This is a genomic window from Phenylobacterium terrae (assembly GCF_042681205.1).
Lineage (GTDB): Bacteria > Pseudomonadota > Alphaproteobacteria > Caulobacterales > Caulobacteraceae > Phenylobacterium > Phenylobacterium terrae.
Genome location: NZ_JBHUEY010000006.1, coordinates 338,174 through 360,129 on the forward strand (window position 1 = coordinate 338,174; position 21,956 = coordinate 360,129).

Consider the following 21,956-nt stretch of genomic DNA (forward strand, 5'->3'; position numbering starts at 1 on the left):
GTCCGCCTGATGCTCGATTTCCTGCAAGGTGCAGCCTTCTACGTGATCCCCTTCCTGCTGGTGCTGGGGGTGGTGGTCACGGTTCACGAGCTCGGCCACTTCTGGGCCGCGCGCGCGCTCGGCATCAGCGTCGACCGCTTCTCGCTGGGCTTCGGCAAGGCCATCGCCCAGTGGAAGGACAAGGCCGGCGTCGAATGGCGCATCGGCTGGCTGCCGCTGGGCGGCTATGTGAAGTTCTCCGGAGACGAGAACGAAGCCAGCGTCCCCGACCAGGACCACCTCGACGCGCTCCGGCGCGAACTGGTCGCCCGCGGCGACGAGACGGCCCTGAACAGCTACTTCCAGTTCCGCCCGGTCTGGCAGCGCGCCGTCGTCACCGCCGCCGGCCCGCTGGCCAATTTCGCCCTGGCCATCGCCATCTTCGCCGCCATCGCCGGCTTTGTCGGCGAGCCCTACACCCCGGCGCGGGTCGGCCAGGTGGTGCCGAACTCGGCCGCCGCCGAGGCCGGCTTCCGGCCCGGCGACCTGGTCCTGGAGGTCGACGGCAGCCCCATCGACCGCTTCCAGGAGCTGGAGGTGGCGATCAAGCTGCGCTCCGACACCCGCACCAGCTTCCTGGTCGAGCGGGGAGGGGAGCGCCTGCTGATCCAGGCCACGCCCAGGCGGCAGGAGATCGTCAACCCGCTCGGCCGCACCGACCGGCTCGGCGTGCTGGGGATCCGCAGCGACACGGCCCTCGAGCTCAAGCGCTACGGCCCGATCGAGGCGGTGGGCCGCGGCGTCGCCCAGACCTCGGCGACCATCGAGACGACCCTGTTCTACCTCGGCCGCCTGTTCACCGGACGCGAAGGCCCCGAGCAGCTGAGCGGCCCGCTGGGCATGGCCCACCTCTCCGGCGACCTGGCCAAGCTGACCCGCGAGCAGGCGCCCGACAACGAGACCTTCCTGCTGAACCTCGGCCTTCGGATGATCAACCTGGCCGCTGTCATCTCGGTGGGAATCGGGTTCATCAATCTGCTGCCGATCCCGGTGCTGGATGGGGGGCACCTGCTCTTCTACGCCTACGAAGCGCTGGCCCGTCGCCCTCTTGCCGCCAAGGTTCAGGCTGTAGGCTACCGTGCAGGTCTTGCGCTGGTGCTCGGATTGATGTTGTTCGCCACCTGGAACGATCTGCAGCGCCTGCGAGTGTTCTCAATCCTCGGCGGCCTGGGCACGTAACGCGGCCCGGCCCCTTTTCCAGTGACGGCTGACCTGATGCAACGATCCCGCGCCCGTAGCGCCGCGCTCGCCTCCGGACTGGCGGTGCTCTGCGCCTCGACCGCCCTGACGGCGCCGAGCTTGGCCTTCGCCCAAGAGCCCGCGGCCCCGCCGGCGACGCCTGAAGCCGCGCCGCCCGAGGCGGCCGCCGCGCCGGAGGGGGCCGTCCCCGTCGCGCCGGCCGCGCCCAACACCGGCGTGGTCACGCGGATCATCGTGCAGGGCAACGAGCGGATCGAGCAGAGCACCGTGCTCTCCTACCTGCCGATCCAGCCGGGTGAGCCAGTCGACCCGGCCAAGATCGACACCGCCCTGAAGGCGCTGTTCCGCACCGACCTGTTCGCCGACGTGCGCATCGACTTCGCGAACGGCGACCTCACCGTGCAGGTGGTCGAGAACCCGATCATCAACCGGGTGATCTTCGAAGGGAACCGGGGCCTTAAGGAAGACAAGCTGCGCGAGGAGGTGAGCGTCCGGCCGCGCGGGATCTTCACCCGCGCCCGCGTCCAGCAGGACGTGCAGCGGATCATCGAACTCTATCGCCGCTCGGGCCGCATCTCGGCCCAGGTGACGCCCAAGGTCGTCGAGCTGCCGCAGAAGCGGGTGGACCTGATCTTCGAGATCGACGAGGGGCCGAAGAGCGGCATCCTGCGGGTCAACTTCCTGGGCAACCAGGAGTTCTCCGACAACGACCTGCGCGACGTCGTCGTGACCGAGCAGAGCGCCTGGTACAAGTTCTTCTCGAACAACGCCAACTACGACCCGGACCGCCTGGAGTACGACAAGGAGCAGCTGCGCAAGCACTACCGCAACCGCGGCTTCTATGACTTCCGGGTGGTCTCGGCGGTGGCCGAGCTGGCCCCCGACAAGAACGGCTTCGTGGTCACCTACACGCTGGACGAGGGCCCCGAGTACAGGTTCGGCAAGGTCGAGGTCGAGACCGAGCTGCAGCGGCTGAACAAGGACGCCCTGACCGCGCTGCTGCCGATCCGCACCGGCCAGACCTATCAGGACGAGGCCATCGAGCAGGCCACAGACTCGCTCACCTTCGCCGCCGGCGCGGCCGGGTTCGCGTTCGTGGACGTGCGGCCCCGCTACACGGCCAATCCCGAGACCCAGACCGTCGACGTCAGCTTCCAGGTCCGCGAGGGCCCGCGCGTCTACGTCGACCGCATCGACATCGTCGGCAACACCCAGACGCTGGACCACGTGATCCGGCGCGAGATGAACGTGGCCGAAGGCGACGCCTACAACCGCGTGCTGGTCGACCGCTCGCGCAATCAGATCCGCGCCCTCGGCTTCTTCAAGGAAGTCGGCATCGAGGAGCTGCCCGGCTCCGCGCCGGACCGCACCACCCTGCAGGTGCGCGTCGAGGAGCAGCCCACCGGCGAACTCTCGTTCAGCGCCGGCTACAGCTCGGTGGACCAGCTGGTGCTGGACCTGGGCGTCACCCAGCGCAACTTCCGCGGCCGCGGCCAGGACCTGCGGGCCCGCGTCTCGGCGGGCTCCTACCGGCAGATCGTGGACTTCTCGTTCACCGAGCCGCGCTTCATGGGCCGCGACCTGCGCGCGACCTTCGACCTCTACCACTTCCGGCAGGACTACTCGGAGTTCCAGTCCTACACGACGGCCGCCACCGGCGGCGGCGTGCGGTTCGGCTTCCCGATGACGCTGAATTCGTTCGGCTCGGTGCGCTACACCCTGCGGCACGACTCCGTGGAGATCCCCAGCGGCCTCTGCGACAACATCTTCGTCTCGCGGGTGTTCTGCGAGCAGGAAGGCGACTACCTGACCTCGCTGGTCGGCTACACCTGGCGCTGGGACAAGCGGAACGACCCCGTGGTCCCGACGCGCGGCTTCTACACCAGCGTGAGCCAGGACTTCGCGGGCCTCGGCGGCGACGTGAACTACCTGAAAACCGAGGTGGACGGCGCCTGGTACCACGGCTTCAACAAGGACTTTAAGCTGAGCGTCTCCGGCTCGGCCGGCTACATCACCGGCTTCGGCTCCGAGCCGATCCGCATCAACGACCGCTTCTACAAGGGCGGCAACAACTTCCGCGGCTTCGAGACGGCGGGCGTCGGTCCGCGGGACCTGACCGGGGGCCTCAACGAGCCGCTGGGCGGCAAGGCCTTCGCGATCGGCTCGGTGGAGCTGGAGATCCCGACCTTCATCCCCGAGCAGTACGGGATCAAGGCGGCGCTGTTCAGCGACTTCGGCACCGTCGGGCAGCTGGACGACGACTATCTCTACTATCGCCCCGGCGACGTGGACTGCCTGGTCCCGACCATCGAAGACCCGACGACTCCGGGCAACTTCATCCCCAATCCGGCGACCCCGGGGGCGCGCAACGTCTGCATCCGCGACGACCTGTCCCTGCGCGCTTCGGCCGGCATTAGCATATTCTGGCGCTCTCCGATGGGGCCCATCAGGTTCGACTTCAGCCAGATTTTGGCCAAAGAAGACTACGACAAGACCGAAACCTTCCGGTTCTCCACCTCAACCAGGTTCTGATCCCTATGAAAATCCAGTCCATCGTGGCGAGCGCCTGCGTCGCAGCGCTTAGCTTCACCGCCACATCGGCGCTGGCCCAGGCCCGGCCGGCCCAACCTGCTCAGCAACAGCAACAGCAACAGCAGCAACAGGCGCCGCAGATCACCCACGGCGCCGCGGTCAGCGGCATCTGCACGATCGACCCGCAGGCCAGCGTCCTGGCGACTAACGCGGTCCAGGCCGTCGAGCGCAAGATCAACTCCGAGTTCGCCGCCGAGGGCCAGAAGCTCCAGCAGGAACTGGCCCCCTACCAGGCCAACCCGCAGAGCACGCCCGAGGCCCTGCGCAAGCGCGTGCAGGACCTGCAGAACAAGATCGCCGCGCGTCGCAACAACCTGCAACCGGCCGAGCGTCAGGCGCAGGAGCAGATCGCCAACCAGATCTCGCCGACCATCGCCGAGGTCTACCAACAGCGCCGCTGCAGCGTGCTGATCGACCGCAACGTGCTGGTCATCGGCAACCCGTCGATGGACATCACCCAGGCCGTCGTCGACCGTCTCAACCAGAAGGTTCCGGCTCCGGCTCTGGCCGCCGCCGCTCCGGCCGCGCCCGCCGCCACCGCCCAGCGCCGCTGACGCGGGCCGCATCGCGGGTAGGATAGCGCATGCCTGACCCGCGATTCTTCGAGACCGGCCCCCCCATCTCCCTCGGCGAACTGGCCGAGCTGACGGGGGCCGAGCTCTCCCGACCCGAGGCCGCCAGCCTGGCCATCACCGCCGTCGCGGTGCTGGGCCGGGCGGGTCCGGGCAGCGTCACCTTCCTTTCGGACCGGCGCTACGTCGCCCAGCTGGCGGCCACGGAGGCCAGCGCCGCCTTCGTGACCGCCCGCGAGGCCGGCTCCGCGCCCGCGGGCTGCGTGGCCCTGGTCACGCCCCATCCCCAAGCCGCCTACGCCGCCGCCGCCGAGCGGCTGCACCGTCCCCGCCGGATCGAAGGGGGGGAGGCGATCTCCCCGTCGGCGCGGCTGGAGGAGGGGGTGCGGCTCGCCCCCGGCGTCGTCATCGGTCCGGGCGCGGAGATTGGACGCGGGACCGTCCTGGGCCCCGGCGTCGTGGTCGGCCCGGGCGTGGCCATCGGCCGCGACTGCCAGGTCGGCGCCAACGCCGTCATCGGCTTCGCCCTGGTCGGCGACCGGGTGCGGATCCTGGCCGGCGCGGTGATCGGCGAGCCCGGCTTCGGCGCGGCCCCCGGCCCGAAGGGCGTCGTCGACATCCCCCAACTCGGGCGCGTGATCCTCCAGGATGGGGTGACGGTCGGCGCGAACACCTGCATAGACCGCGGCGCCTTTGACGACACCGTCATCGGCGAGAACACGAAGATCGACAACCAGGTGCAGATCGCCCACAACGTGCGCGTCGGGCGCAACTGCGCCATGGCGGCCCACACCGGCATTTCCGGCAGCGTGGTCATCGGCGACGGCGCCCAGTTCGGCGGCCGGGCCGGCGTCGCCGACCATGTGTCCATCGGTCCGGGCGCGCGCATCGCGGCGGCGTCCGGGGTCATGAAGGACGTCCCCGCCGGCGAGACCTGGGGCGGATCGCCGGCCCGGCCGCTGAAGCGGTGGATGCGAGAGACGGCCTGGATCGCGAAATCGGCGGCCCGCCGCAGGGAGGGAGCGGAAGAATGAGCCGTAAGGCCCCGGTCAACGACGCGCCGGGCGACATCGACATCAGCGAGATCGTCAAGCGGATCCCTCACCGCTACCCGTTCCTGCTGGTCGATCGCGCGGAAGACTACAAGCCCCACCAGTCGATCGTGGGGATCAAGTGCGTGACCATCAACGAGCCCTTCTTCGTGGGCCACTTCCCGGAATACCCGGTCATGCCGGGCGTGCTGATCGTCGAGGCGCTGGCCCAGACGGGCGCCGTGCTGATGTCCAAGTCGCTGAACGTCGACGTGGCCGGCAAGACGATCTTCTTCACCTCGCTCGACAACTGCCGATTCCGCGCGCCGGTGCGGCCGGGGGACGTGCTGCGCATGCCTGTCGAAGTGGTGCGGGCGAGGGGGGACATGTTCAAGTTCCGCGGACGCGGCCTGGTGGGCGACCGGGTGGCCGCCGAGGCCGAGTTCGCCGCCATGGTGGTGGAGACCCAGTGAGCGTCACCATTCATCCCACCGCGATCGTCGAGGAGGGCGCCGAGCTGGCCGATGGCGTCAGCATCGGACCCTATTCGCTGGTCGGACCCAACGTGCGCATCGGACCCAGGACCAAGCTCCTGGCCCATGTGGTCATCGAAGGGCACACCCAGATCGGCGCGGACTGCACGATCCGCAACTTCTCCAACCTGGGCGGGCCGCCGCACCACACCGGCTATCGCGGCGAGCCGACCCAGCTGATCATCGGCGACCGCAACCTGATCTGGGAGCACGTCACCATGCACATCGGCACGCCCGATGGCGGCGGGGTGACGACGGTGGGCGACGACGGCATGTTCATGGCCACCTGCCACGTCGGCCACGACTGCGCGGTCGGCGACAACGTGATCCTGGCCCACTCTGCGACGCTCGGCGGCCACGTCACGGTCGGCGACTTCGTGATGGTCTCGGGTCTGGCGGCCGTGCACCAGTATTGCCGGGTCGGCCGCTACTCGTTCATCGGCGGCCTGGCGGCGGTGACCAAGGACGTCATCCCCTACGGCCTGGTGTGGGGCAACCACGCCCACCTAGAGGGCCTGAACCTGGTGGGCCTGAAGCGCCGCAACTTCTCGCGCGAGACGGTGAGCGAGCTGCGCTCGGCGTACAGGCTGCTGTTCGCCGAGGAAGGCACCTTCCAGGAGCGGGTGGACGACACCGCCGCCACCTTCGGCCACAGCGCGCCGGTGATGGAGATCATCGACTTCATCCGCGCCGACGCCGAGCGGCCGCTGTGCCTGCCCGAGCGGGAGGTCTGACGGGGGACACATGGTGAAGCTGGGCCTGATCGCCGGCGGCGGGGCGCTGCCGGTGGAGATCGCGACCCACTGCGAGCGGGCGGGGCGTCCGTTCTTCGTGGTTCGGCTGAAGGGTTCGGCCGGGCCCGAGCTCGCCCGCTTCGCCGGCGCCGAGGTGGGCATCGCCGAGCTGGGCAAGTGCTTCAAGGCGCTCAAGCGCGCCGGTTGCAAGGCCGTCTGCTTCGCCGGCCAGGTGATGCGGCCCGACTTTCGCTCTCTGGCGCCGGACCTGCGGGGCCTGGTGGCGCTGCCCGGGGTGCTCGCCGCCGCCCGCAAGGGCGACGATGCGCTCTTGCGCGCGCTGCTCGCGGAGTTCGAGAAGGAAGGCTTCGCCATCGAAGGCGCGCACGAGGTGATGGGCGACCTGACCCTTCCCGCCGGACCGCTGGGCCGCGTCAAGCCGGGCCCCGAGCACGAGGCCGACATCGCCCGCGCGCTTGAGGTCGCCCGCGCCATCGGCCGTCTCGACATCGGCCAGGGCGCCGTCGTCTGCGAGGGGCTGGTGCTGGCGGTGGAGGCCCAGGAAGGCACCGACGCCATGCTGCGCCGGGTGGTCGAGCTGCCGGCGGCGATCCGCGGCGCGCCCGAGGCGCCCCGGGGCGTTCTGGCCAAGGCCCCCAAGCCGATCCAGGAGACCCGGGTCGATCTGCCGACCATCGGCCTTGGCACCATCCAGCGCGCGGCGCGGGCGGGCCTGGCGGGCGTGGCGGGGGAAGCGCACGGGCTGATCGTCCTGGACCGGGAGGCGGTCATCGCCCTGGCCGACGAGCTCGGGCTGTTCATCGTCGGCGTCGAGGCGCCGTGACGGCGCTGACCGTGATGCTGGTGGCCGCCGAGGCCTCCGGCGACGACCGTGGCGCCGGCCTGATGCAGGCCCTGAGGCGCCGGCTCGGCCAGGATGTCCGCTTCTTCGGCGTGGGCGGCGCGCGGATGGCCGCCGAGGGGCTGGAGAGCCCGTTCGACATCGCGGAGCTGTCGGTGCTCGGCCTGCTCGAGGGGCTGATGGCCTATCGAAGGGTCGTGCGGCGGGCCGACGAGACGGCGGCGCTGGCGGCCCGCGAGCGTCCGGACGTGGCGGTGCTGATCGACTCCTGGGGCTTCACCCTGCGGGTCGCCCAGCGGTTGCGTCGCCAGGATCCCAGGCTGCCGCTGGTGAAGTACGTCGGCCCGCAGGTCTGGGCCAGCCGGCCGGGCCGGGCCAAGGTGCTGGCCCAGGCGGTCGACCACCTCCTGACCATCCACAAGTTCGACGCGCCGATCTTCGAGGCCGCCGGCCTTCCGACCACCTTCGTCGGCAACTCGGCCCTGTCGCTGGATTTCTCCAGGGCCGATCCGTCCGTGGGGCAGGGCCCGGACGGGCCGGTGCTGCTGGTCCTGCCCGGCAGCCGGCCTTCCGAGATCAAGCACGTCCTGCCGTCGTTCGAGGACGCGGTCCGAATCCTGAAGCAAAAGCGGCCCGACCTGCGGATCCTCATTCCGGCCGCCCCCACGGTCGCCGAGCAGGTGAAGGCGCGCGTCGCCGGCTGGCCGTTTTCCGCCGAGGTGCTGGAAGGCGAGCCGGCCAAGCTGGGCGCCATGAAGGCCGCCACCGTCGCGCTCGCCTGCAGCGGGACGGTGACCACCGAACTGGCGCTGGCCGGCTGCCCGATGGTGGTCGGCTATCGGCTGGGCCGGGTGACGCATACCATCCTGAAGCGGCTGATCCGCACGCCCTACATCACCCTGTTCAACATCGCCGCGCAGGACTTCGTCGCGCCGGAGTTCGTCCAGGACGACTGCAATGGCCCGGCCCTGGCGGCGGCGATCGAGGCCCGGCTGGCCGATCCCGCGTTGCGCGGCCGCCAGGTGGAGCGGCAGTTCGAGGCGCTGGACCGTATGGGCCGAGGCGGCCCCGATCCGTCCGAGGCCGCGGCCGAGGCGGTGCTCAAGGTCGTGGAGAGCCGGCGCCGCGTCTGACATATTTCCGAAACTGCGGTATGCGACCCCACGGCCAAGCAAGAATGGGGGGAGGGGAGAGATGCGCGCCAAGACGGTATGGGCGGCTGGAGCCGTGGCGGCGCTTTCGGCGCTCGCGGGGCTCGCCGCCACGGCCTTCGCCCAGGCGCCTGCGGGGCGGGCCGAGCAGGCCCATCCCGGCCGCGCCGTCTACGAGCGCGCCTGCGCCGCCTGCCACGACAACCCCGACACGAAGTCGCCGCCTCTGGCCGCCCTGCAGACGCTCGGCGCCGACGCCGTGCTGGCCTCGCTGACGGTCGGCAAGATGAAGGAGCAAGGCTCGCTCCTGAAGGCGCCGGAGCTCCAGGCCGTCGTCGACTACCTGTCGGCCGGCGCCAGGCGGGACGAGGCGTGGATCGCCAAGGCGGCCTGCCCCGCGGACAAGCGAGTCGTCGACCTCTCGGGGCCGGAGACCTGGACCCGCTTCGGCGTCGACTATGCCGGTTCCCGCCGGCTGGACGCCAAGCGCGCCGGACTGACCACCGCGGACCTCGGGCGGCTGGAGGTCGCCTGGGCGCTGGGCCTGCCGCAGACCAACTCCCTGCGCTCGGCCCCGGTGATCGTCGGCTCGACGCTGTTCTACTCCGCCAGTCAGGCCGGCTACCTGCTGGCGCTGGACACCCAGACCGGCTGCATCAAGTGGTCCCTGAAGACTCCGCGGCCCATGCGCACCTCGATGACCTATGGCCAGCTCGGCCGCGGCGGGCCCAAGGCGCTGATCGTCGGCGACGTGGCCGGCCAGGTGCTGGCGGTGGACGCCCGGAGCGGCCAACTGCTGTGGTCGGCGGAAGGCCGCCACGACCCCGAGGCCGTGCTGACCGGCGCCCCGGTGCTGTGGCGCGACCGGATCATCGTGCCGGTGTCGGCGATGGACGTGGCCCGCGCCGGCAATCCGAAGTTCCCCTGCTGCAAGGTGCACGGCGCCGTCGTGGCGCTGAACGCCAAGGACGGCGCACGCCTGTGGGTCGCCCACACCATGCCCGACGCCAAGCCGACCGGCGGCCGCAACGCCGCGGGCGCCGACCTCTGGGGGCCCTCGGGCGCGCCGGTCTGGTCGAGCCCGACGATCAACGAGCGTCGACGGGTGATCTACGTCGGGACGGGGCAGAACACCTCCCACCCGGCCACCGCCACCAGCGACGCCATCTGGTCGCTCGACGCCATGAAGGGGGCGACGCGCTGGTTCTTCCAGGCGCTGTCGAACGACGTCTGGAACATGGCCTGTTCGCGCGGCGCCAACTGCCCGGCCGCGGTCGGCAGCGTGCGCAAGGACTTCGACTTCGGATCCCAGGCGATCGTCGCCCGCGACGCGCGCGGCAAGGAGATCGTGGTGGCGGGCCAGAAGAGCGGCGACGTCTGGGGGATAGACGCGAGCGGCCGCGAAGTCTGGCGCCGGAACCTGTCCCCCGGCTCGCCCCTGGGCGGGGTCCACTGGGGCTTGGCCAGCGACGGGACGCGGGTGTTCGCCCCGATCGCCGATCCCACGGGCGCAGGCATGCACGCTCTCGACGTCTCCACGGGTCAGGTGATCTGGCAGCGGCTGCTCGGCGATCCGTCCTGCCGCACGCTGCGCGCCGGCGACGGGCCGCCGCCGGATCGCGCCGCCTTCGCCAAGTGCCGCAACATCGGCATGTCGGCGACGCCGCTGGTGATAGATGGGGCGGTCGTGGCGGGCACGCTCGACGGAAAGCTGATGATCTTCGCTGCCGAGGACGGGCGGGAGATCGCCACGGTCGACACCGCGCGCACCTTCGAGACGCTGAACGGCGTCCCCGGCAAGGGCGGCTCCATCGACAGCCACTCGATCTTCGCCGGCGACGGGCTGCTGTTCGTCGGCTCCGGCTACGCCCAGTTCGGCGCGCCGGCCGGCAACGTACTCGTCGCCTACCGGCCCAAGTCCGCGGATTAGCAAGGCTTTAGGAGGTCGTCCCTACACTGACGGTTCTCAGCGGGCGACAGACCCGCGCCTTCCGGTGGGAGGGACGAAAGAGTGACCCGGCTGCAGGCCGACGACACCTGGTGGCTCGGCGTCGCGGTGGCGGCGTTCGCGGTCATCTCCGGCCAGACGGTGATGGTGCTGGGCGGGGCGCCGGCGCATGCAGCCTGGGTCCAGTTCGTGGCCATCACCCTCGCCGCGGCCACCTTCCCGCTGATGAGCCAGGGCGCCGAGCAGGCGATGCGCTGGCCGCTCGCCACCCTCTGGCTGGGCGTCCTCGCCATCCTGCTCACCCTGATGTTCGGGCCCGACATACAGGGGGTCCGCCGCTGGGCCGGCCTGCCCGGGGCGGCGATCCACATCGGCCATCTGGTGACGCCGCTGGCGATCGGCGTGGCGGCCAAGCGGCCCGGGCCCTGGCCGGCCGCGGGGCTCGCTGCGCTGAGCCTCGGGTTCGCCCTGCAGCCGGACGCGGCCGCCGCCATCGCGCTCGCCGCAGGCCTGGGGGTGCTGCTGGCGCTCGAACCCAACCGCTGGAGCGCCGCAGGCCTGGCCGCCGCCGCAGCCGCGGCCGCCTGGACGCTCGCCCACCCCGATCCGCTCGCGCCCGTCCGCTGGGTCGAGGGGATGCCCCAGACCGCCCTCGACATCGAGCCCTGGCTGGGCTTCCTGGTGTGCCTCGGCCTCTGCCTGATGCCGATGCCGTTTGTCTTCATCGCCGCCCAGGGCCGGAGGCGGCGGCCGCTGGCGGGCGCGCTGGCCGCCTACTGGGTCGGGCTGATCGGCGCCTCGCTGATCGGCGCCTTCCCGACGCCTCTGGTCGGCTACGGCGTCGGCCCGATCCTCGGCTACGTCCTGTCCTGGGCGCTGCTCCGCGCGGGGGGGCCGTCGGCCCGCCAGCGGTAGTCCGGCTGGTCGATCGCCAGCCGCTCCAGCGTGTTGGCCCTCAAGGCCTCGAGCAGCCCGGGCGAGGCGGCGTCCAACTCGCCCTCCCGCAAGGCCCGGCACAGCTCCGAGGTGAGGCTCTCCAGAGAACCCTCGCGGCCGAGCAGCCGCGAAAGCCGCGCCGCCGCCGCAGCCTCCGCGGCCGGCCCCTGCGCCAGCTCGCGGCCGACGATGCCCAGCGCGTTCTGGGCCACCCGGGCCATGAAGGCCTCGCGCGGGGGCAGGGCGGGGGTCAGCCGTTCGAGGAAGGCGGAGACGGCGGCCGTCAGTTCTCCGGCGGTGGGATGGGTGGTCACAGGCCGGCCTCCAGCAGCGTCAGGATGTCGATCTCGGTCTCGCTGACCCGGCGCCCGATGACGTGGCGCTCCAGCGCCGCCTCGCCGGCCGGGCCGCCCGAGCCGGTGAACATCATCAGGCACATCACGCCCCACTTCAGCGAGCCCAGCATCTGCCAGTAGCGGATCCGCTCCAGGGTCATGGCCGGGTCGCCGTAGCCGTCCAGCAGGTCCTGATAGTCGCCGAAGCCGCCGACCGGCCGGTCCGCCGCCCCGAAGCGCCAGGAATTGACGCACAGCCAACCGAGGTCCTCGGCGGGATCGCCGATGTGCGACAGCTCCCAGTCGAGCGCTGCGACGATCCCGCGCTCGGGATCGACCATCAGGTTGCCGGTCCGGAAATCGCCGTGCAGCAGTCTCGGCTGGAGCGGCGGCGGCGCATGGCGGCGCAGGTGACGCAGGGCCAGCTCCAGCACCGGGCGCTCGGCCCCGCTCGCCCGGTAGGCCGCCTCGTAGCGGTCGAGCTCGCCCACCGCGTCGGAGGTCGCAAGCCGCGCGCCCGGGGGCGGGGGCGTGGCGTGGATGGCCCTCAGGATCTCGCCGCACTGACGGGCGAGGCGCGGCCGCACCGCGGCGAACCGCTCGCCGCGGACGATGCGCCGGCCCAGGGTCTCACCCTCAACGCGCCGCACGATCAGGGCCTCGCCGAGACCATCCTCCGGTTCGGCCAGGCGGACCAGTTCGGCCACCGGCGCGCCGTTTGCGCCGGCCGCCGCGATCAGAGCGGCTTCGGCGGACAGCGGCACGGCGGTCGCCCCCTCGGCGACGGGGTTGGGACGGCGGCGCAGGATCAGCGGGACGGGCCCGCCGGGCGTCGTCACCTGGAAGGCGAAGGTCTGCAGCGAGGCGCCGCCGGAGAGCTGCGTCAGCCCCTCGATCCCGCGTCCCCCCGGCGCGAGCTTCGGCGCAAGCCGGCCCAGGGCCTCGGCCACGTCCTCCATCCGGTCTCCTCCCTTGTCCGCCCTTGCCTGACCGGACGGAACGGCAGTCAAACTGCTCTTCACGCAAGCATAGCCCGCCGCAGAGCGGGAATGGGAGGATGGCCGTGGACTTCACTCTGCCGGCCGAGCTGACTGCCTATCTGGCCGAGCTCGACGCTTTCATCGAAGCCGAGATCAAGCCGCTGGAGCGGGAAGGGGACAACATCCGCTTCTTCGACCATCGGCGCGAATACGCGCGGACCGACTGGGACGCCGGCGGCCTGCCGCGCAAGGAGTGGGAGCAACTGCTCGCCGAGGCCAGACGCCGGGCCGACGCGGCCGGCCACCTGCGCTTCGCCTGGCCCAAGGAGATGGGCGGCAAGGGCGGCTCGAACCTGGCCATGGCGGTGATCCGCGAGCACCTGGCGGCCAAGGGCCTGGGCCTGCACAACGACCTGCAGAACGAGCACTCGATCGTCGGCAACAACCCTTTCATCCTGATGGTCAAGGAGTTCGCGACCAACGCCCAGTACGAGCGCTACGCGGACGACCTGCTGAACGGGCGCATCCGCACCGGCTTTGGCCTGACGGAGCCGAACCACGGCTCCGACGCCACCTTCATGGAGACCCGGGCGGTCCCCCACACCCGCGACGGCCGGCCCGGCTGGCTGATCAACGGCGAGAAGATGTGGACCACCGGCATGCACGTGGCGACCCACGTGATGGTTTTCGCCCGCACCAGCGGCGAGGACGGCGATGCGGCCGGCATCACCTGCTTCCTCGTGCCCGCCGATGCGCCCGGCGTGAAGATCGAGGAGTGGCTGTGGACCTTCAACATGCCCACCGACCACCCACGCGTGTCGTTCACCGACGTCTGGATCCCGGAGGACAGCTACTGGGGCGAGATCGGCCGGGGTCTGGGGCTCGGCCAGAGCTTTGTCCACCAGAACCGCATCCGCCAGGCGGCCTCCTCGCTGGGCGCGGCCGTCTACTGCATCGAGGAGAGCGTGAAGTACGCTCGGGCCCGCAAGCCGTTCGGCAAGCCGCTGGCCGAGAACCAGGCCATCCAGTGGCCGCTGGTCGAGCTCGCCACCCAGGCCGAGATGCTGCGCCTGCTGATCCGCAAGACTGCCTGGGAGATGGACCGCACGCCCCACAAGCAGATCGAGCGGGAGATCTCCGACAAGGTCTCGATGTGCAACTACTGGGCGAACCGGCTGGTCTGCGAGGCGGCCGACCGGGCCATGCAGGTGCACGGCGGCATCGGCTACTCCCGCCACAAGCCTTTCGAGCACATCTACCGCCACCACCGCCGCTATCGCATCACCGAGGGCTCCGAGGAGATCCAGATGCGCAAGGTCGCCGCCTTCCTGTTCGGCTTCATGGGTCCGCGGCGTGGGGCGCTGGCGGAAGCGGCGGAGTGATCGTCACTTGAACTCCGGTTCGGCCCAGTCCGGCCAGATGTCGGGCAGGTCGGTGGAGACCTTGTTGGGGAAGGCGGCGGGGCGCTTCTCCAGGAAGGAGGTCACGCCCTCGCGGGCGTCGGCGGAGGCGCCGCGGGCCTGGATGCCGCGGCTGTCGGCGCGGTGGGCCTCCATCGGGTGGGCCGCGCCGGCCATGCGCCAGAGCAGCTGGCGGGTGAGGGCGATCGAAACCGGCGCGGTGTTGTCGGCGATCTCGCGGGCGAGGGCCCTGGCGGCGGGCAGCAGCTCGTCGGGGGCGTGGAGCGAGCGCACGAGGCCCCGGTCCAGCGCCTCCTGGGCCGGGAAGACGCGGCCGGTGTAGCACCACTCCAGCGCCGTCTGGACGCCCACCAGCCTGGGCAGGAACCAGGATGAGGCCGCCTCCGGGTTCATGCCCCGCCTGGCGAACACGAAGCCGAACCGCGCCTCGGTGGAGGCCAGGCGAATGTCCATCGGCAGCTGCATGGTGACGCCCACCCCCACTGCGGCCCCGTTCACCGCGGCGATGACCGGCTTGAGGCTGCGGAAGATGCGCAAGGAGACGAGGCCGCCGCCGTCGCGCTGAACGCCGCCCTGGGTGCGCGCCGCCTGGTCCTCGCCGCCGCGCGCGGCATAGTCGAACGTCGTGGCGCCGGCCGATAGGTCCGCCCCGGCGCAGAAGGCGCGGCCCGCGCCGGTGACGATCACCGCCCGGACGGCGTCGTCCGCGTCGGTGGCGTCGAAGGCGGCGATCAGGTCCTTCAGCATCTGGGTGTTGAAGGCGTTCAGCTTGTCGGGCCGGGAGAGGGTGAGGAGGGCGACGCCGTCCTCGATCTCAAGCCTCAGGGTCTCGAACTTAGCCATCGCCACACCTCCGCTGCCTCTTGGCCGAGACTGCGCGGGTTGCGCGGCGTCAGGTCAAGCGGAGACGGGCGCCTCGAGGGTCCGGCGTATGGCCTGGGCCCCGAGCTCCATCTGCGCCTCGATGTGGCCGGCGAGCTCGTTGGGCAGAAGATCCACCGTCCAGGCGAAGCGGCAGCGGCCTTCGCCCTGGGGCGTCACCTCCACCGTGCCCTGGTAGGTCAGGAAGGGCGGCTCGGCGATGGCGTAGACCAGACGGCGTTCGGCCGGATCGGCGCTCACCAGGTGCTCGCGAAAGACCTGGCCGCTGGCGAAGGTGACCACGCGGCTCTCGCCGTCCAGACGGCAGTCCGTGAGGAAGCCGGGTGCGATCCGCCGGTGCACGGCGCCGAAGTCGGCGAGGGCGTCCCACACCCGGTCGGCGGGCGCGGCGAGGTCGAGGCTCTTGCGGATGGTGGCCATGGGGCGGTCTCCTGTTTCGCTCGCAGCATGGGCCGGCGCGGCGAGGTCGTCTGGCCGTTTCCGGACGTCGTCACCTCCGAACAAGATGCGGGGTTTGCGAGGCGCCCGCCCTGGTCGCCACGAGCCGTTGCGAGCCGCCTGCGCTGTACAAATATGGGGAACTATCCGGCGCCGCCGCGGCTTGCTGGACGGCGAGGTCGGGTTTCCCTTTGTCCGGAAGAGGAGGCCAAGCGATGAAGATCGCCCAAGTGTCCCCGCTCTGCGAAGCCGTGCCGCCGAAGCTCTATGGCGGGACCGAGCGCGTGGTCGCGCACCTCACCGACGCCCTGGTGAGGCTGGGACACGACGTCACCCTGTTCGCCGCCGCCGACGCGAGGACCTCGGCCAATCTGGTCGCCTGCCGTGATCAGGCCATCCGGCTGGATCCGGCGCCGCTCTGCTCGGACGTCGCCGCGCACCTGAACATGCTGGCCGAAGTGCGTGAGCGGGCGAGCGAATTCGACGTCATCCATTTCCACACCGATCTGTTGCACTTCCCCTTCTTCGCCGACCGGCCCCGGCAGACCCTGACGACGCTGCACGGACGGCTCGACCTGAAGGACCTGCCGGAGGCCTACGCCCGCTGGTCTGCGTTCCCGCTGGTGTCGATCAGCAACGCCCAGCGCCGTCACCTGCCGGGAGGCGCATGGGCCGGCACGGTCTATCACGGGCTGGAGGCCTCGATGTTCCACCCGAGCCTTCGCAGCGAAGGCTATCTCGCCTTCCTGGGCCGCATCTCGCCCGAGAAGCGGCCGGACCGGGCCATCGAGATCGCCCAGCGCCTCGGCCGCAAGCTGAAGATCGCCGCCAAGGTGGACGCCGTCGACAAGGCCTACTTCGAGGAGAAGATCGAGCCCCTGATCCTGGGCCAGCCGATGATCGAATTCATCGGCGAGATCTCCGATGCGGAGAAGTCGGACTTCCTGGGCGGGGCCGACGCCCTGCTGTTCCCGATCGACTGGCCCGAGCCCTTCGGCCTGGTGATGATCGAGGCGATGGCCTGCGGTACGCCGGTGATCGCGTTCGACGCCGGCTCGACGCGCGAGGTGATCGAACCTGGCGTCACCGGCTTCGTGGTCCGAAGCATCGATGAGGCGATCCAGGCCGTGCGCCGGGTCGAGGCGCTGGATCGCCACCTCGTCAGGCGCCGGTTCGAGGCGCGGTTCACCTCCGACGTGATGGCCAGGGCCTACGTCGATCTTTACACTCAGCGCCTGCCAGCGGCGCATCCGAAGACCTTCGCTCTCGCCGCCGGCGCCTGAGGTCGCTCGATGGACGATCTGGCTCCTGCAACCGAGGCCCACGTCGAGCAGGGCGAAACCCGGGAACCGCGCGTGCCCGTGCGGATGTTCGCGCTGAAGGATGCGGACACCTTCGTGGTCGCCGACGCCTCGGGCGACATCCTGGGGGCCGGCGACGGCTTCTTCCACAACGACACCCGCATGCTCTCGCGCTGGCGGCTGCTGCTCGGCCCGGCGCCGCCCAAGCTGCTCAGCGCGGCGGTGGCCGCCGACGACGTCTTCTTCACCGCCCACCTGTCGAACCAGGCCCTGCCGTTCCCGGGCGGCGGCGTGGGGCCGCCGGGCGTGCTGCACGTCGAGCGCAAGCGCTTCCTATGGGACGAGCGGCTGTATGAGCGGGTGGCGATCGTCAACTACAGCCGCGACCCGGTGATGGTGCCGCTGGCCTTCGAGTTCGGGGCCGACTTCCACGACATGTTCGAGGTCCGCGGCGCCCGCCGGCGAGGGCGGGGCGTGCGCCGGGCCACGGTGTTGGAGGGGCGCGGCGTCCGCTTCGGCTACGACGGGCTGGACGGCCTGGCGCGGACGACCGTGGTGGCCTTTTCCGACACCCCGGCGCGCCTGTCGCAGGGCCGGGCCGAGTTCATGTACAGCCTGGGCCCGGAGGGGCGGCTGGAGCTGTATGCGGAGGTCGGCGCCCCGACGGACGACACCCCGAGCTGCGAACGCTACCGTGCGGCCGCGGCGCGGGCGCTGCTGGAGCGCCGGCGGACGAACCGCCGCGGCGCCAAGCTGTCGAGCTCCAGCCGGCTGTTCAACGCCTGGCTGGAGAAGTCCCGCGCCGATGTTTCGCTGCTGGTGACCGCCACCGACTGGGGGCCCTATCCTTACGCAGGCATCCCGTGGTTCTCGACGGCCTTCGGCCGCGATGCGGTGATCACCGCCTGGCAGGTCCTGTGGCTCGATCCGGGCCTGGCCCGTGGGGTCCTGCGCTATCTCGCGGCGCACCAGGCCCAGGAGACCTCGGCGTTCCGGGATTCGGCGCCGGGGAAGATCATGCACGAGACCCGCAAGTGCGAGATGGCCAACCTCGGGGAGGTCCCGTTCGCGCGCTACTACGGCGGGGTCGACACCACGCCGCTGTTCGTCGCCCTGGCCGGCGCCTACGCGGACCGGACAGGCGACTACGCCTTGATCGACGAGTTGTGGCCGGCGCTGACCCGCGCCATCGGCTGGGTGGAGCAGTTCGAGGACGGGTTCATCGCCTATGCACGCGGAGCCGCGTCCGGCCTCGCGAACCAGGGCTGGAAGGACAGCGAGGACTCCGTCTTCCACAAGAACGGGCGCTTCCCGCCGGGGCCGATCGCTCTGGTCGAGGTGCAGGGCTACGCCTACGCCGCCTTCCTGGCGATGGGCGGCTTCGCTCGTCGGCGCGGCGACGATGAGGCGGCCGAGCGCTGGTGCGCCCAGGCCGAGCGGGTGCGCGACATGGTCGAGGCCCGGTTCTGGATGGAGGCGGAGGGCTTCTACGGCATCGCCATCGACGGGGAGGGGCGGCTCTGCGAGACGCTGACGTCCAACCCTGGCCATCTGCTCTTCACCGGATTGCCGAGCCAGGCGCGGGCCAAGCGCGTCGCCGAGCGGCTGCTGTCGAAGCGGTTCAACAGCGGCTGGGGCCTGCGCACGCTCGCCGAGGGCCAGGCGCGCTACAACCCGATGTCGTACCACAACGGATCGGTGTGGCCGCACGACACCGCCATCTGCGCCGCGGGTCTGGCGCGCTACGGCGAACGGGCCCGGGTGGTCCAGCTGATGGACGAGCTGTTCGAGACCGCCGCCAACTTCGACATGCGCCTGCCGGAGCTGTTTTGCGGCTTTCCCAGGACCAGCGGCGAGCCGCCGGTGGCCTATCCCGTCGCCTGCCTGCCGCAGGCCTGGGCCGCGGGCTCATGCTTCATGATGCTGCAGGCCTGCCTCGGCCTCAGGATCGACGGCGAGCACGGGCGCATCGAGCTGCTCAGTCCGCATCTGCCGGCCGGGCTCGACCGGCTGGCGATCCGCCACCTGGAGGTCGGCGGCCGGCGCGTGGACCTGGTGCTGGAAGCCGCAGGGCGCACCTGCGAGGTGCACACCCGCGGCGAAGTCGACGTGTCGGTGATCTAGAGAGGCGCGGAGCCGCCCGCCCGATGGCGGCGCGGGACGGCTCCGGCCGGCGCGGGCTCAGCCGCGCTTGTCGATCGTGCTGTAGTCGCGTTGCGCGGCGCCCGTGTAGATCTGGCGCGGACGGCCGATCTTCTGGGACGGGTCTTCGATCATTTCCTTCCACTGGGCGATCCAGCCGACGGTGCGGGCGACCGCGAACAGCACCGTGAACATCTCGGGCGGGAAGCCCAGGGCGCGCAGGGTGATGCCGGAGTAGAAGTCGACGTTCGGGTAGAGCTTGCGCTCGATGAAGTACTCGTCCGAGAGGGCGACCTTCTCGAGCTCCATGGCCACGTTCAGCAGCGGGTCGTTGGTGATCCCGACTTCCTTCAGCACCTCGTGGCAGGTCTGCTGCATGACCTTCGCGCGCGGGTCGTAGTTCTTGTAGACCCGGTGGCCGAAGCCCATCAGGCGGTAGCGGCGGTCCTTCACCCCCTGGACGTACTCGGGGATGCGGTCGACCGTGCCGATCTCCGCCAGCATGTTCAGCGCCTCTTCGTTGGCGCCGCCGTGCGCGGGACCCCAGAGGCAGGCGATGCCGGCCGCGATGCAGGCGAACGGATTGGCGCCCGACGAGCCCGCCAGCCGCACGGTCGAGGTGGAGGCGTTCTGCTCGTGGTCCGCGTGCAGGATGAAAATCCGGTCCATGGCCCGGGTCAGCACCGGGTTCGGCTTCCAGTCCTCGGCCGGCACCGAGAAGCACATCCGCAGGAAGTTCTCGGCGTAGGAGAGGTCGTTGCGCGGGTGCACGAACGGCTGGCCGCGGAAGTATTTGAACGCCCGCGCCGCGATCGTCGGCATCTTGGCGATCATCCGATGCGCCGAGATCATCCGCTGCTGCGGATCGTCGATGTTGGTGCTGTCGTGGTAGAAGGCCGACAGGGCCCCGACCGCGCCGACCATGATCGCCATCGGGTGAGCATCCCGACGGAAGCCTTGGAAGAACCTATCGAACTGCTCGTGGAGCATGGTGTGATAGGTGATGTTGTGGTCGAACTCCTCGAACTGCGCCGCGGTCGGCAGCTCGCCGTGCAGCAGCAGGTAGCAGACCTCGAGGAAGCTGGACTTCTCGGCCAGCTGGTCGATCGGGTAGCCGCGGTGCAGCAGCACGCCGGCGTCGCCGTCGATGTAGGTGATCTTGCTCTCGCAGGAGGCGGTCGAGGTGAAGCCGGGATCGTAGGTGAACACGTCGGCTTCGGCGTAGAGCTTACGCACGTCGATCACGTCCGGACCGGCCGTGCCCTTGAGCAGCGGCAGTTCGACGGTTTTCGCGCCGACGTTCACCTTCGCCGTGTCACCCATGCCGTCGTCCCCTTTCTCACTCTAGTCAGGCTAAACGCTTGTTCGCCGGGCCTTATAGCGGTTTACGCCCCGGAAGAAAGCGCATCCTCGACCCTGGCCAAGCTTTCTTCGCGACCGATCGCCACCAGGGCGCCGGCCAGGTCCGGCGCAGGCGAGCCGCCCGACAGGACGGCGCGCAGGGCCGGGCCGAACTTGCCGATACCGACGCCCTCGGCTTCGGCGAAAGCGCGGATCAGCGACTCCAGATCGCCGACCTGCCAGGCCTGGGCGGCCTTCAGCTGCTCGGCGAGTCGCGAGAGCCGGCCGCGAGTCTCCTCGGTCAGCAGGCCCTTGGCCTTCTCCGGCAGCTCGAGGGGGCGCTTGCGGATGGCGAAGACGCAGGCGTCGGCCAGCTCCAGCAGCGTCTTGGCCCCGTCGCGGACCAGCGGGATGGTGCGCGCCAGCACCTCGCGATCGTCGCCCGAGATGGCCCAATCCCGGCTCTTCAGGATGGTCTCGACCAGGCCGGTCAGCCGCGGGACGTCCGCCTGGCGGATGTAGTGGTTGTTGACGTGGTTGAGCTTGTCCCAGTCCAGCCGGGCCGGGGCCGAGACCACGTCCGTGATGTCGAACCAGGCCTTGGCCTGCTCGTCGGAGAAGATCTCGTCGTCGCCGTGGCCCCAGCCGAGCTTGGCCAGGTAGTTGCGCATGGCCTCGGGCAGGTAGCCCATGGAGTCGAACTCCGAGACCGCCTGGGCGCCGTGGCGCTTGGAGAGCTTCTTGCCGTCCGGGCCATGGATCATCGGCAGGTGGGCCCAGGCGGGGACCTCCCAGCCCATGCCCTGGTAGATGTGCGTCTGGCGGGCGGCGTTGTTCAGGTGGTCGTCGCCGCGGATCACATGGGTGATGCCCATGTCGTGGTCGTCGACGACAACGGCCAGGTTGTAGGTCGGCGTCCCGTCCGTGCGCAGCAGGATGAGGTCGTCCAGGTTCTCGTTCTGGAAGACGATGCGGCCCTTCACCTGGTCGTCGATCACCGTCTCGCCGGTCTGCGGCGTCTTCAGGCGCACCACGAACGGCCGGTCGGGGGCGTCGTTGGGCGAGCGGTCGCGCCAGGGGGAGCGGACGACCCGGCCCTCGGCTCTCGCGAGCTCGCGCTCGGCCTCCAGCTCCTCGGGCGTCATGAAGTCCTTGTAGGCTGCGCCCTTCTCGAGCAGCGCCTGGGCCACCTCGCGGTGGCGGTCGGCGCGAGCGAACTGGAACACCGGCTCTTCGTCGGGGTCGAGGCCCAGCCACTTCAGCCCGTCGAAGATCACCTGCACGGCGTTGGGCGTCGATCGTTCGCGGTCGGTGTCCTCGATGCGCAGCAGGAACTGGCCGCCGGTGTGGCGCGCGTAAAGCCAGTTGAAAAGCGCGGTGCGAGCCGTGCCAATGTGCATGTCGCCGGTGGGCGAGGGGGCGATACGGGTGCGGACGGGGCGGTCTGACATCGAATTTCCAGGAGCGGCCGGCGAAGCGGCGGCGCCTCTTAGCACGCGCCTTCCCGGCCGGCCTAGG

General features: G+C 70.6%; 19 protein-coding genes. 13 read left to right on the plus strand and 6 right to left on the minus strand.

All coding sequences use genetic code 11. The annotated features are described in order from the left end of the window. Positions 1-9 precede the first annotated feature (9 nt). From ACFSC0_RS16055 to ACFSC0_RS16100, 10 genes are all read left to right on the plus strand, one after another. Complete coding sequence (locus tag ACFSC0_RS16055; protein WP_377281879.1) at positions 10-1,218, plus strand: M50 family metallopeptidase; 1,209 nt, start codon at positions 10-12, stop codon at positions 1,216-1,218. A gap of 36 nt (positions 1,219-1,254) precedes the next feature. Further along, complete coding sequence (gene bamA, locus ACFSC0_RS16060) at positions 1,255-3,771, plus strand: outer membrane protein assembly factor BamA (RefSeq protein ID WP_377281880.1); 2,517 nt, start codon at positions 1,255-1,257, stop codon at positions 3,769-3,771. 5 nt (positions 3,772-3,776) lie between these two features. Beyond that, positions 3,777-4,385 carry an OmpH/Skp family outer membrane protein gene (locus tag ACFSC0_RS16065; protein WP_377281881.1) on the plus strand — a complete coding sequence of 203 codons (609 nt, stop codon included), beginning with the start codon at positions 3,777-3,779 and terminating at the stop codon, positions 4,383-4,385. Between the two features lie 29 nt (positions 4,386-4,414). Continuing rightward, entirely contained in the window at positions 4,415-5,437 is a 1,023-nt protein-coding gene (gene lpxD / locus ACFSC0_RS16070) for a UDP-3-O-(3-hydroxymyristoyl)glucosamine N-acyltransferase (RefSeq protein WP_377281882.1), read from the plus strand. Continuing rightward, a complete protein-coding gene (gene fabZ / locus ACFSC0_RS16075) occupies positions 5,434-5,907 on the plus strand; it encodes a 3-hydroxyacyl-ACP dehydratase FabZ (RefSeq protein ID WP_377281883.1) in 474 nt (157 codons plus the stop codon). Before lpxD ends, fabZ begins: the two co-directional genes overlap by 4 nt. Further along, on the plus strand, positions 5,904-6,701 hold the full coding sequence (lpxA, locus tag ACFSC0_RS16080) for an acyl-ACP--UDP-N-acetylglucosamine O-acyltransferase (protein WP_377281884.1): 798 nt from the start codon (positions 5,904-5,906) through the stop codon (positions 6,699-6,701). Before fabZ ends, lpxA begins: the two co-directional genes overlap by 4 nt. A gap of 10 nt (positions 6,702-6,711) precedes the next feature. Beyond that, positions 6,712-7,545 carry a UDP-2,3-diacylglucosamine diphosphatase gene (gene lpxI, locus ACFSC0_RS16085; RefSeq protein WP_377281885.1) on the plus strand — a complete coding sequence of 278 codons (834 nt, stop codon included), beginning with the start codon at positions 6,712-6,714 and terminating at the stop codon, positions 7,543-7,545. Positions 7,546-7,559: 14 nt separating this feature from the next. Then, positions 7,560-8,696: a lipid-A-disaccharide synthase gene (gene lpxB, locus ACFSC0_RS16090; protein WP_377282274.1), complete on the plus strand. Its 1,137-nt coding sequence runs from the start codon at positions 7,560-7,562 to the stop codon at positions 8,694-8,696. A 61-nt stretch (positions 8,697-8,757) separates the two neighbouring features. After that, positions 8,758-10,644 (plus strand): outer membrane protein assembly factor BamB family protein, encoded by a 1,887-nt coding sequence (locus tag ACFSC0_RS16095; protein WP_377281886.1) that lies wholly within the window; start codon positions 8,758-8,760, stop codon positions 10,642-10,644. Between the two features lie 81 nt (positions 10,645-10,725). After that, a complete protein-coding gene (locus ACFSC0_RS16100) occupies positions 10,726-11,577 on the plus strand; it encodes a hypothetical protein (protein WP_377281887.1) in 852 nt (283 codons plus the stop codon). Here ACFSC0_RS16100 and ACFSC0_RS16105 read toward each other — a convergent pair. After that, the gene (locus ACFSC0_RS16105) at positions 11,520-11,912 is read right to left on the minus strand and encodes a DUF6285 domain-containing protein (protein ID WP_377281888.1); all 393 of its coding nucleotides are present in this window, start codon (positions 11,910-11,912) and stop codon (positions 11,520-11,522) included. The genes ACFSC0_RS16100 and ACFSC0_RS16105 overlap by 58 nt on opposite strands. Next, positions 11,909-12,892, minus strand: a complete 984-nt coding sequence (locus ACFSC0_RS16110) for a phosphotransferase family protein (RefSeq protein ID WP_377281889.1) — start codon at positions 12,890-12,892, stop codon at positions 11,909-11,911. Before ACFSC0_RS16110 ends, ACFSC0_RS16105 begins: the two co-directional genes overlap by 4 nt. Before the next feature lie 98 nt (positions 12,893-12,990). Between ACFSC0_RS16110 and ACFSC0_RS16115 the strand changes: the two genes are divergently transcribed. After that, positions 12,991-14,295: an acyl-CoA dehydrogenase family protein gene (locus ACFSC0_RS16115; RefSeq protein WP_377281890.1), complete on the plus strand. Its 1,305-nt coding sequence runs from the start codon at positions 12,991-12,993 to the stop codon at positions 14,293-14,295. Between the two features lie 3 nt (positions 14,296-14,298). Here the strand turns inward: ACFSC0_RS16115 and ACFSC0_RS16120 are convergent, their stop codons facing one another. Both ACFSC0_RS16120 and ACFSC0_RS16125 read right to left on the minus strand, forming a co-directional pair. Further along, positions 14,299-15,177, minus strand: coding sequence for a crotonase/enoyl-CoA hydratase family protein (locus ACFSC0_RS16120; RefSeq protein WP_377281891.1), 879 nt, complete (start codon positions 15,175-15,177; stop codon positions 14,299-14,301). A gap of 54 nt (positions 15,178-15,231) precedes the next feature. Beyond that, a complete protein-coding gene (locus tag ACFSC0_RS16125) occupies positions 15,232-15,636 on the minus strand; it encodes an SRPBCC family protein (protein WP_377281892.1) in 405 nt (134 codons plus the stop codon). Between the two features lie 233 nt (positions 15,637-15,869). On the opposite strand from ACFSC0_RS16125, the gene ACFSC0_RS16130 reads away from it, so the two are divergent. Next, entirely contained in the window at positions 15,870-16,937 is a 1,068-nt protein-coding gene (locus ACFSC0_RS16130; RefSeq protein ID WP_377281893.1) for a glycosyltransferase family 4 protein, read from the plus strand. Between the two features lie 9 nt (positions 16,938-16,946). Beyond that, positions 16,947-19,079: an amylo-alpha-1,6-glucosidase gene (locus ACFSC0_RS16135; RefSeq protein ID WP_377281894.1), complete on the plus strand. Its 2,133-nt coding sequence runs from the start codon at positions 16,947-16,949 to the stop codon at positions 19,077-19,079. Positions 19,080-19,136: 57 nt separating this feature from the next. On the opposite strand, the gene gltA is transcribed toward ACFSC0_RS16135, so the two are convergent. Together gltA and gltX are read right to left on the minus strand one after the other, a co-directional pair. After that, positions 19,137-20,420, minus strand: a complete 1,284-nt coding sequence (gltA, locus tag ACFSC0_RS16140; RefSeq protein ID WP_377281895.1) for a citrate synthase — start codon at positions 20,418-20,420, stop codon at positions 19,137-19,139. 62 nt (positions 20,421-20,482) lie between these two features. Continuing rightward, positions 20,483-21,889: a glutamate--tRNA ligase gene (gene gltX, locus ACFSC0_RS16145; protein WP_377281896.1), complete on the minus strand. Its 1,407-nt coding sequence runs from the start codon at positions 21,887-21,889 to the stop codon at positions 20,483-20,485. Between the last annotated feature and the right edge of the window lie 67 nt (positions 21,890-21,956).

Coding starts and splice junctions, on each gene's coding strand:
- ACFSC0_RS16130 (WP_377281893.1), top strand. CDS start 15,870: ATGAAGATCGCCCAAGTGTCCCCGCTCTGCGAAGCCGTGCCGCCGAAG.
- ACFSC0_RS16095 (WP_377281886.1), top strand. CDS start 8,758: ATGCGCGCCAAGACGGTATGGGCGGCTGGAGCCGTGGCGGCGCTTTCG.
- bamA (WP_377281880.1), top strand. CDS start 1,255: ATGCAACGATCCCGCGCCCGTAGCGCCGCGCTCGCCTCCGGACTGGCG.
- lpxB (WP_377282274.1), top strand. CDS start 7,560: ATGCTGGTGGCCGCCGAGGCCTCCGGCGACGACCGTGGCGCCGGCCTG.
- lpxI (WP_377281885.1), top strand. CDS start 6,712: ATGGTGAAGCTGGGCCTGATCGCCGGCGGCGGGGCGCTGCCGGTGGAG.
- ACFSC0_RS16135 (WP_377281894.1), top strand. CDS start 16,947: ATGGACGATCTGGCTCCTGCAACCGAGGCCCACGTCGAGCAGGGCGAA.
- ACFSC0_RS16125 (WP_377281892.1), bottom strand. CDS start 15,636: ATGGCCACCATCCGCAAGAGCCTCGACCTCGCCGCGCCCGCCGACCGG.
- ACFSC0_RS16065 (WP_377281881.1), top strand. CDS start 3,777: ATGAAAATCCAGTCCATCGTGGCGAGCGCCTGCGTCGCAGCGCTTAGC.
- ACFSC0_RS16110 (WP_377281889.1), bottom strand. CDS start 12,892: ATGGAGGACGTGGCCGAGGCCCTGGGCCGGCTTGCGCCGAAGCTCGCG.
- fabZ (WP_377281883.1), top strand. CDS start 5,434: ATGAGCCGTAAGGCCCCGGTCAACGACGCGCCGGGCGACATCGACATC.
- gltX (WP_377281896.1), bottom strand. CDS start 21,889: ATGTCAGACCGCCCCGTCCGCACCCGTATCGCCCCCTCGCCCACCGGC.
- ACFSC0_RS16055 (WP_377281879.1), top strand. CDS start 10: ATGCTCGATTTCCTGCAAGGTGCAGCCTTCTACGTGATCCCCTTCCTG.
- gltA (WP_377281895.1), bottom strand. CDS start 20,420: ATGGGTGACACGGCGAAGGTGAACGTCGGCGCGAAAACCGTCGAACTG.
- lpxD (WP_377281882.1), top strand. CDS start 4,415: ATGCCTGACCCGCGATTCTTCGAGACCGGCCCCCCCATCTCCCTCGGC.
- ACFSC0_RS16120 (WP_377281891.1), bottom strand. CDS start 15,177: ATGGCTAAGTTCGAGACCCTGAGGCTTGAGATCGAGGACGGCGTCGCC.
- ACFSC0_RS16115 (WP_377281890.1), top strand. CDS start 12,991: ATGGCCGTGGACTTCACTCTGCCGGCCGAGCTGACTGCCTATCTGGCC.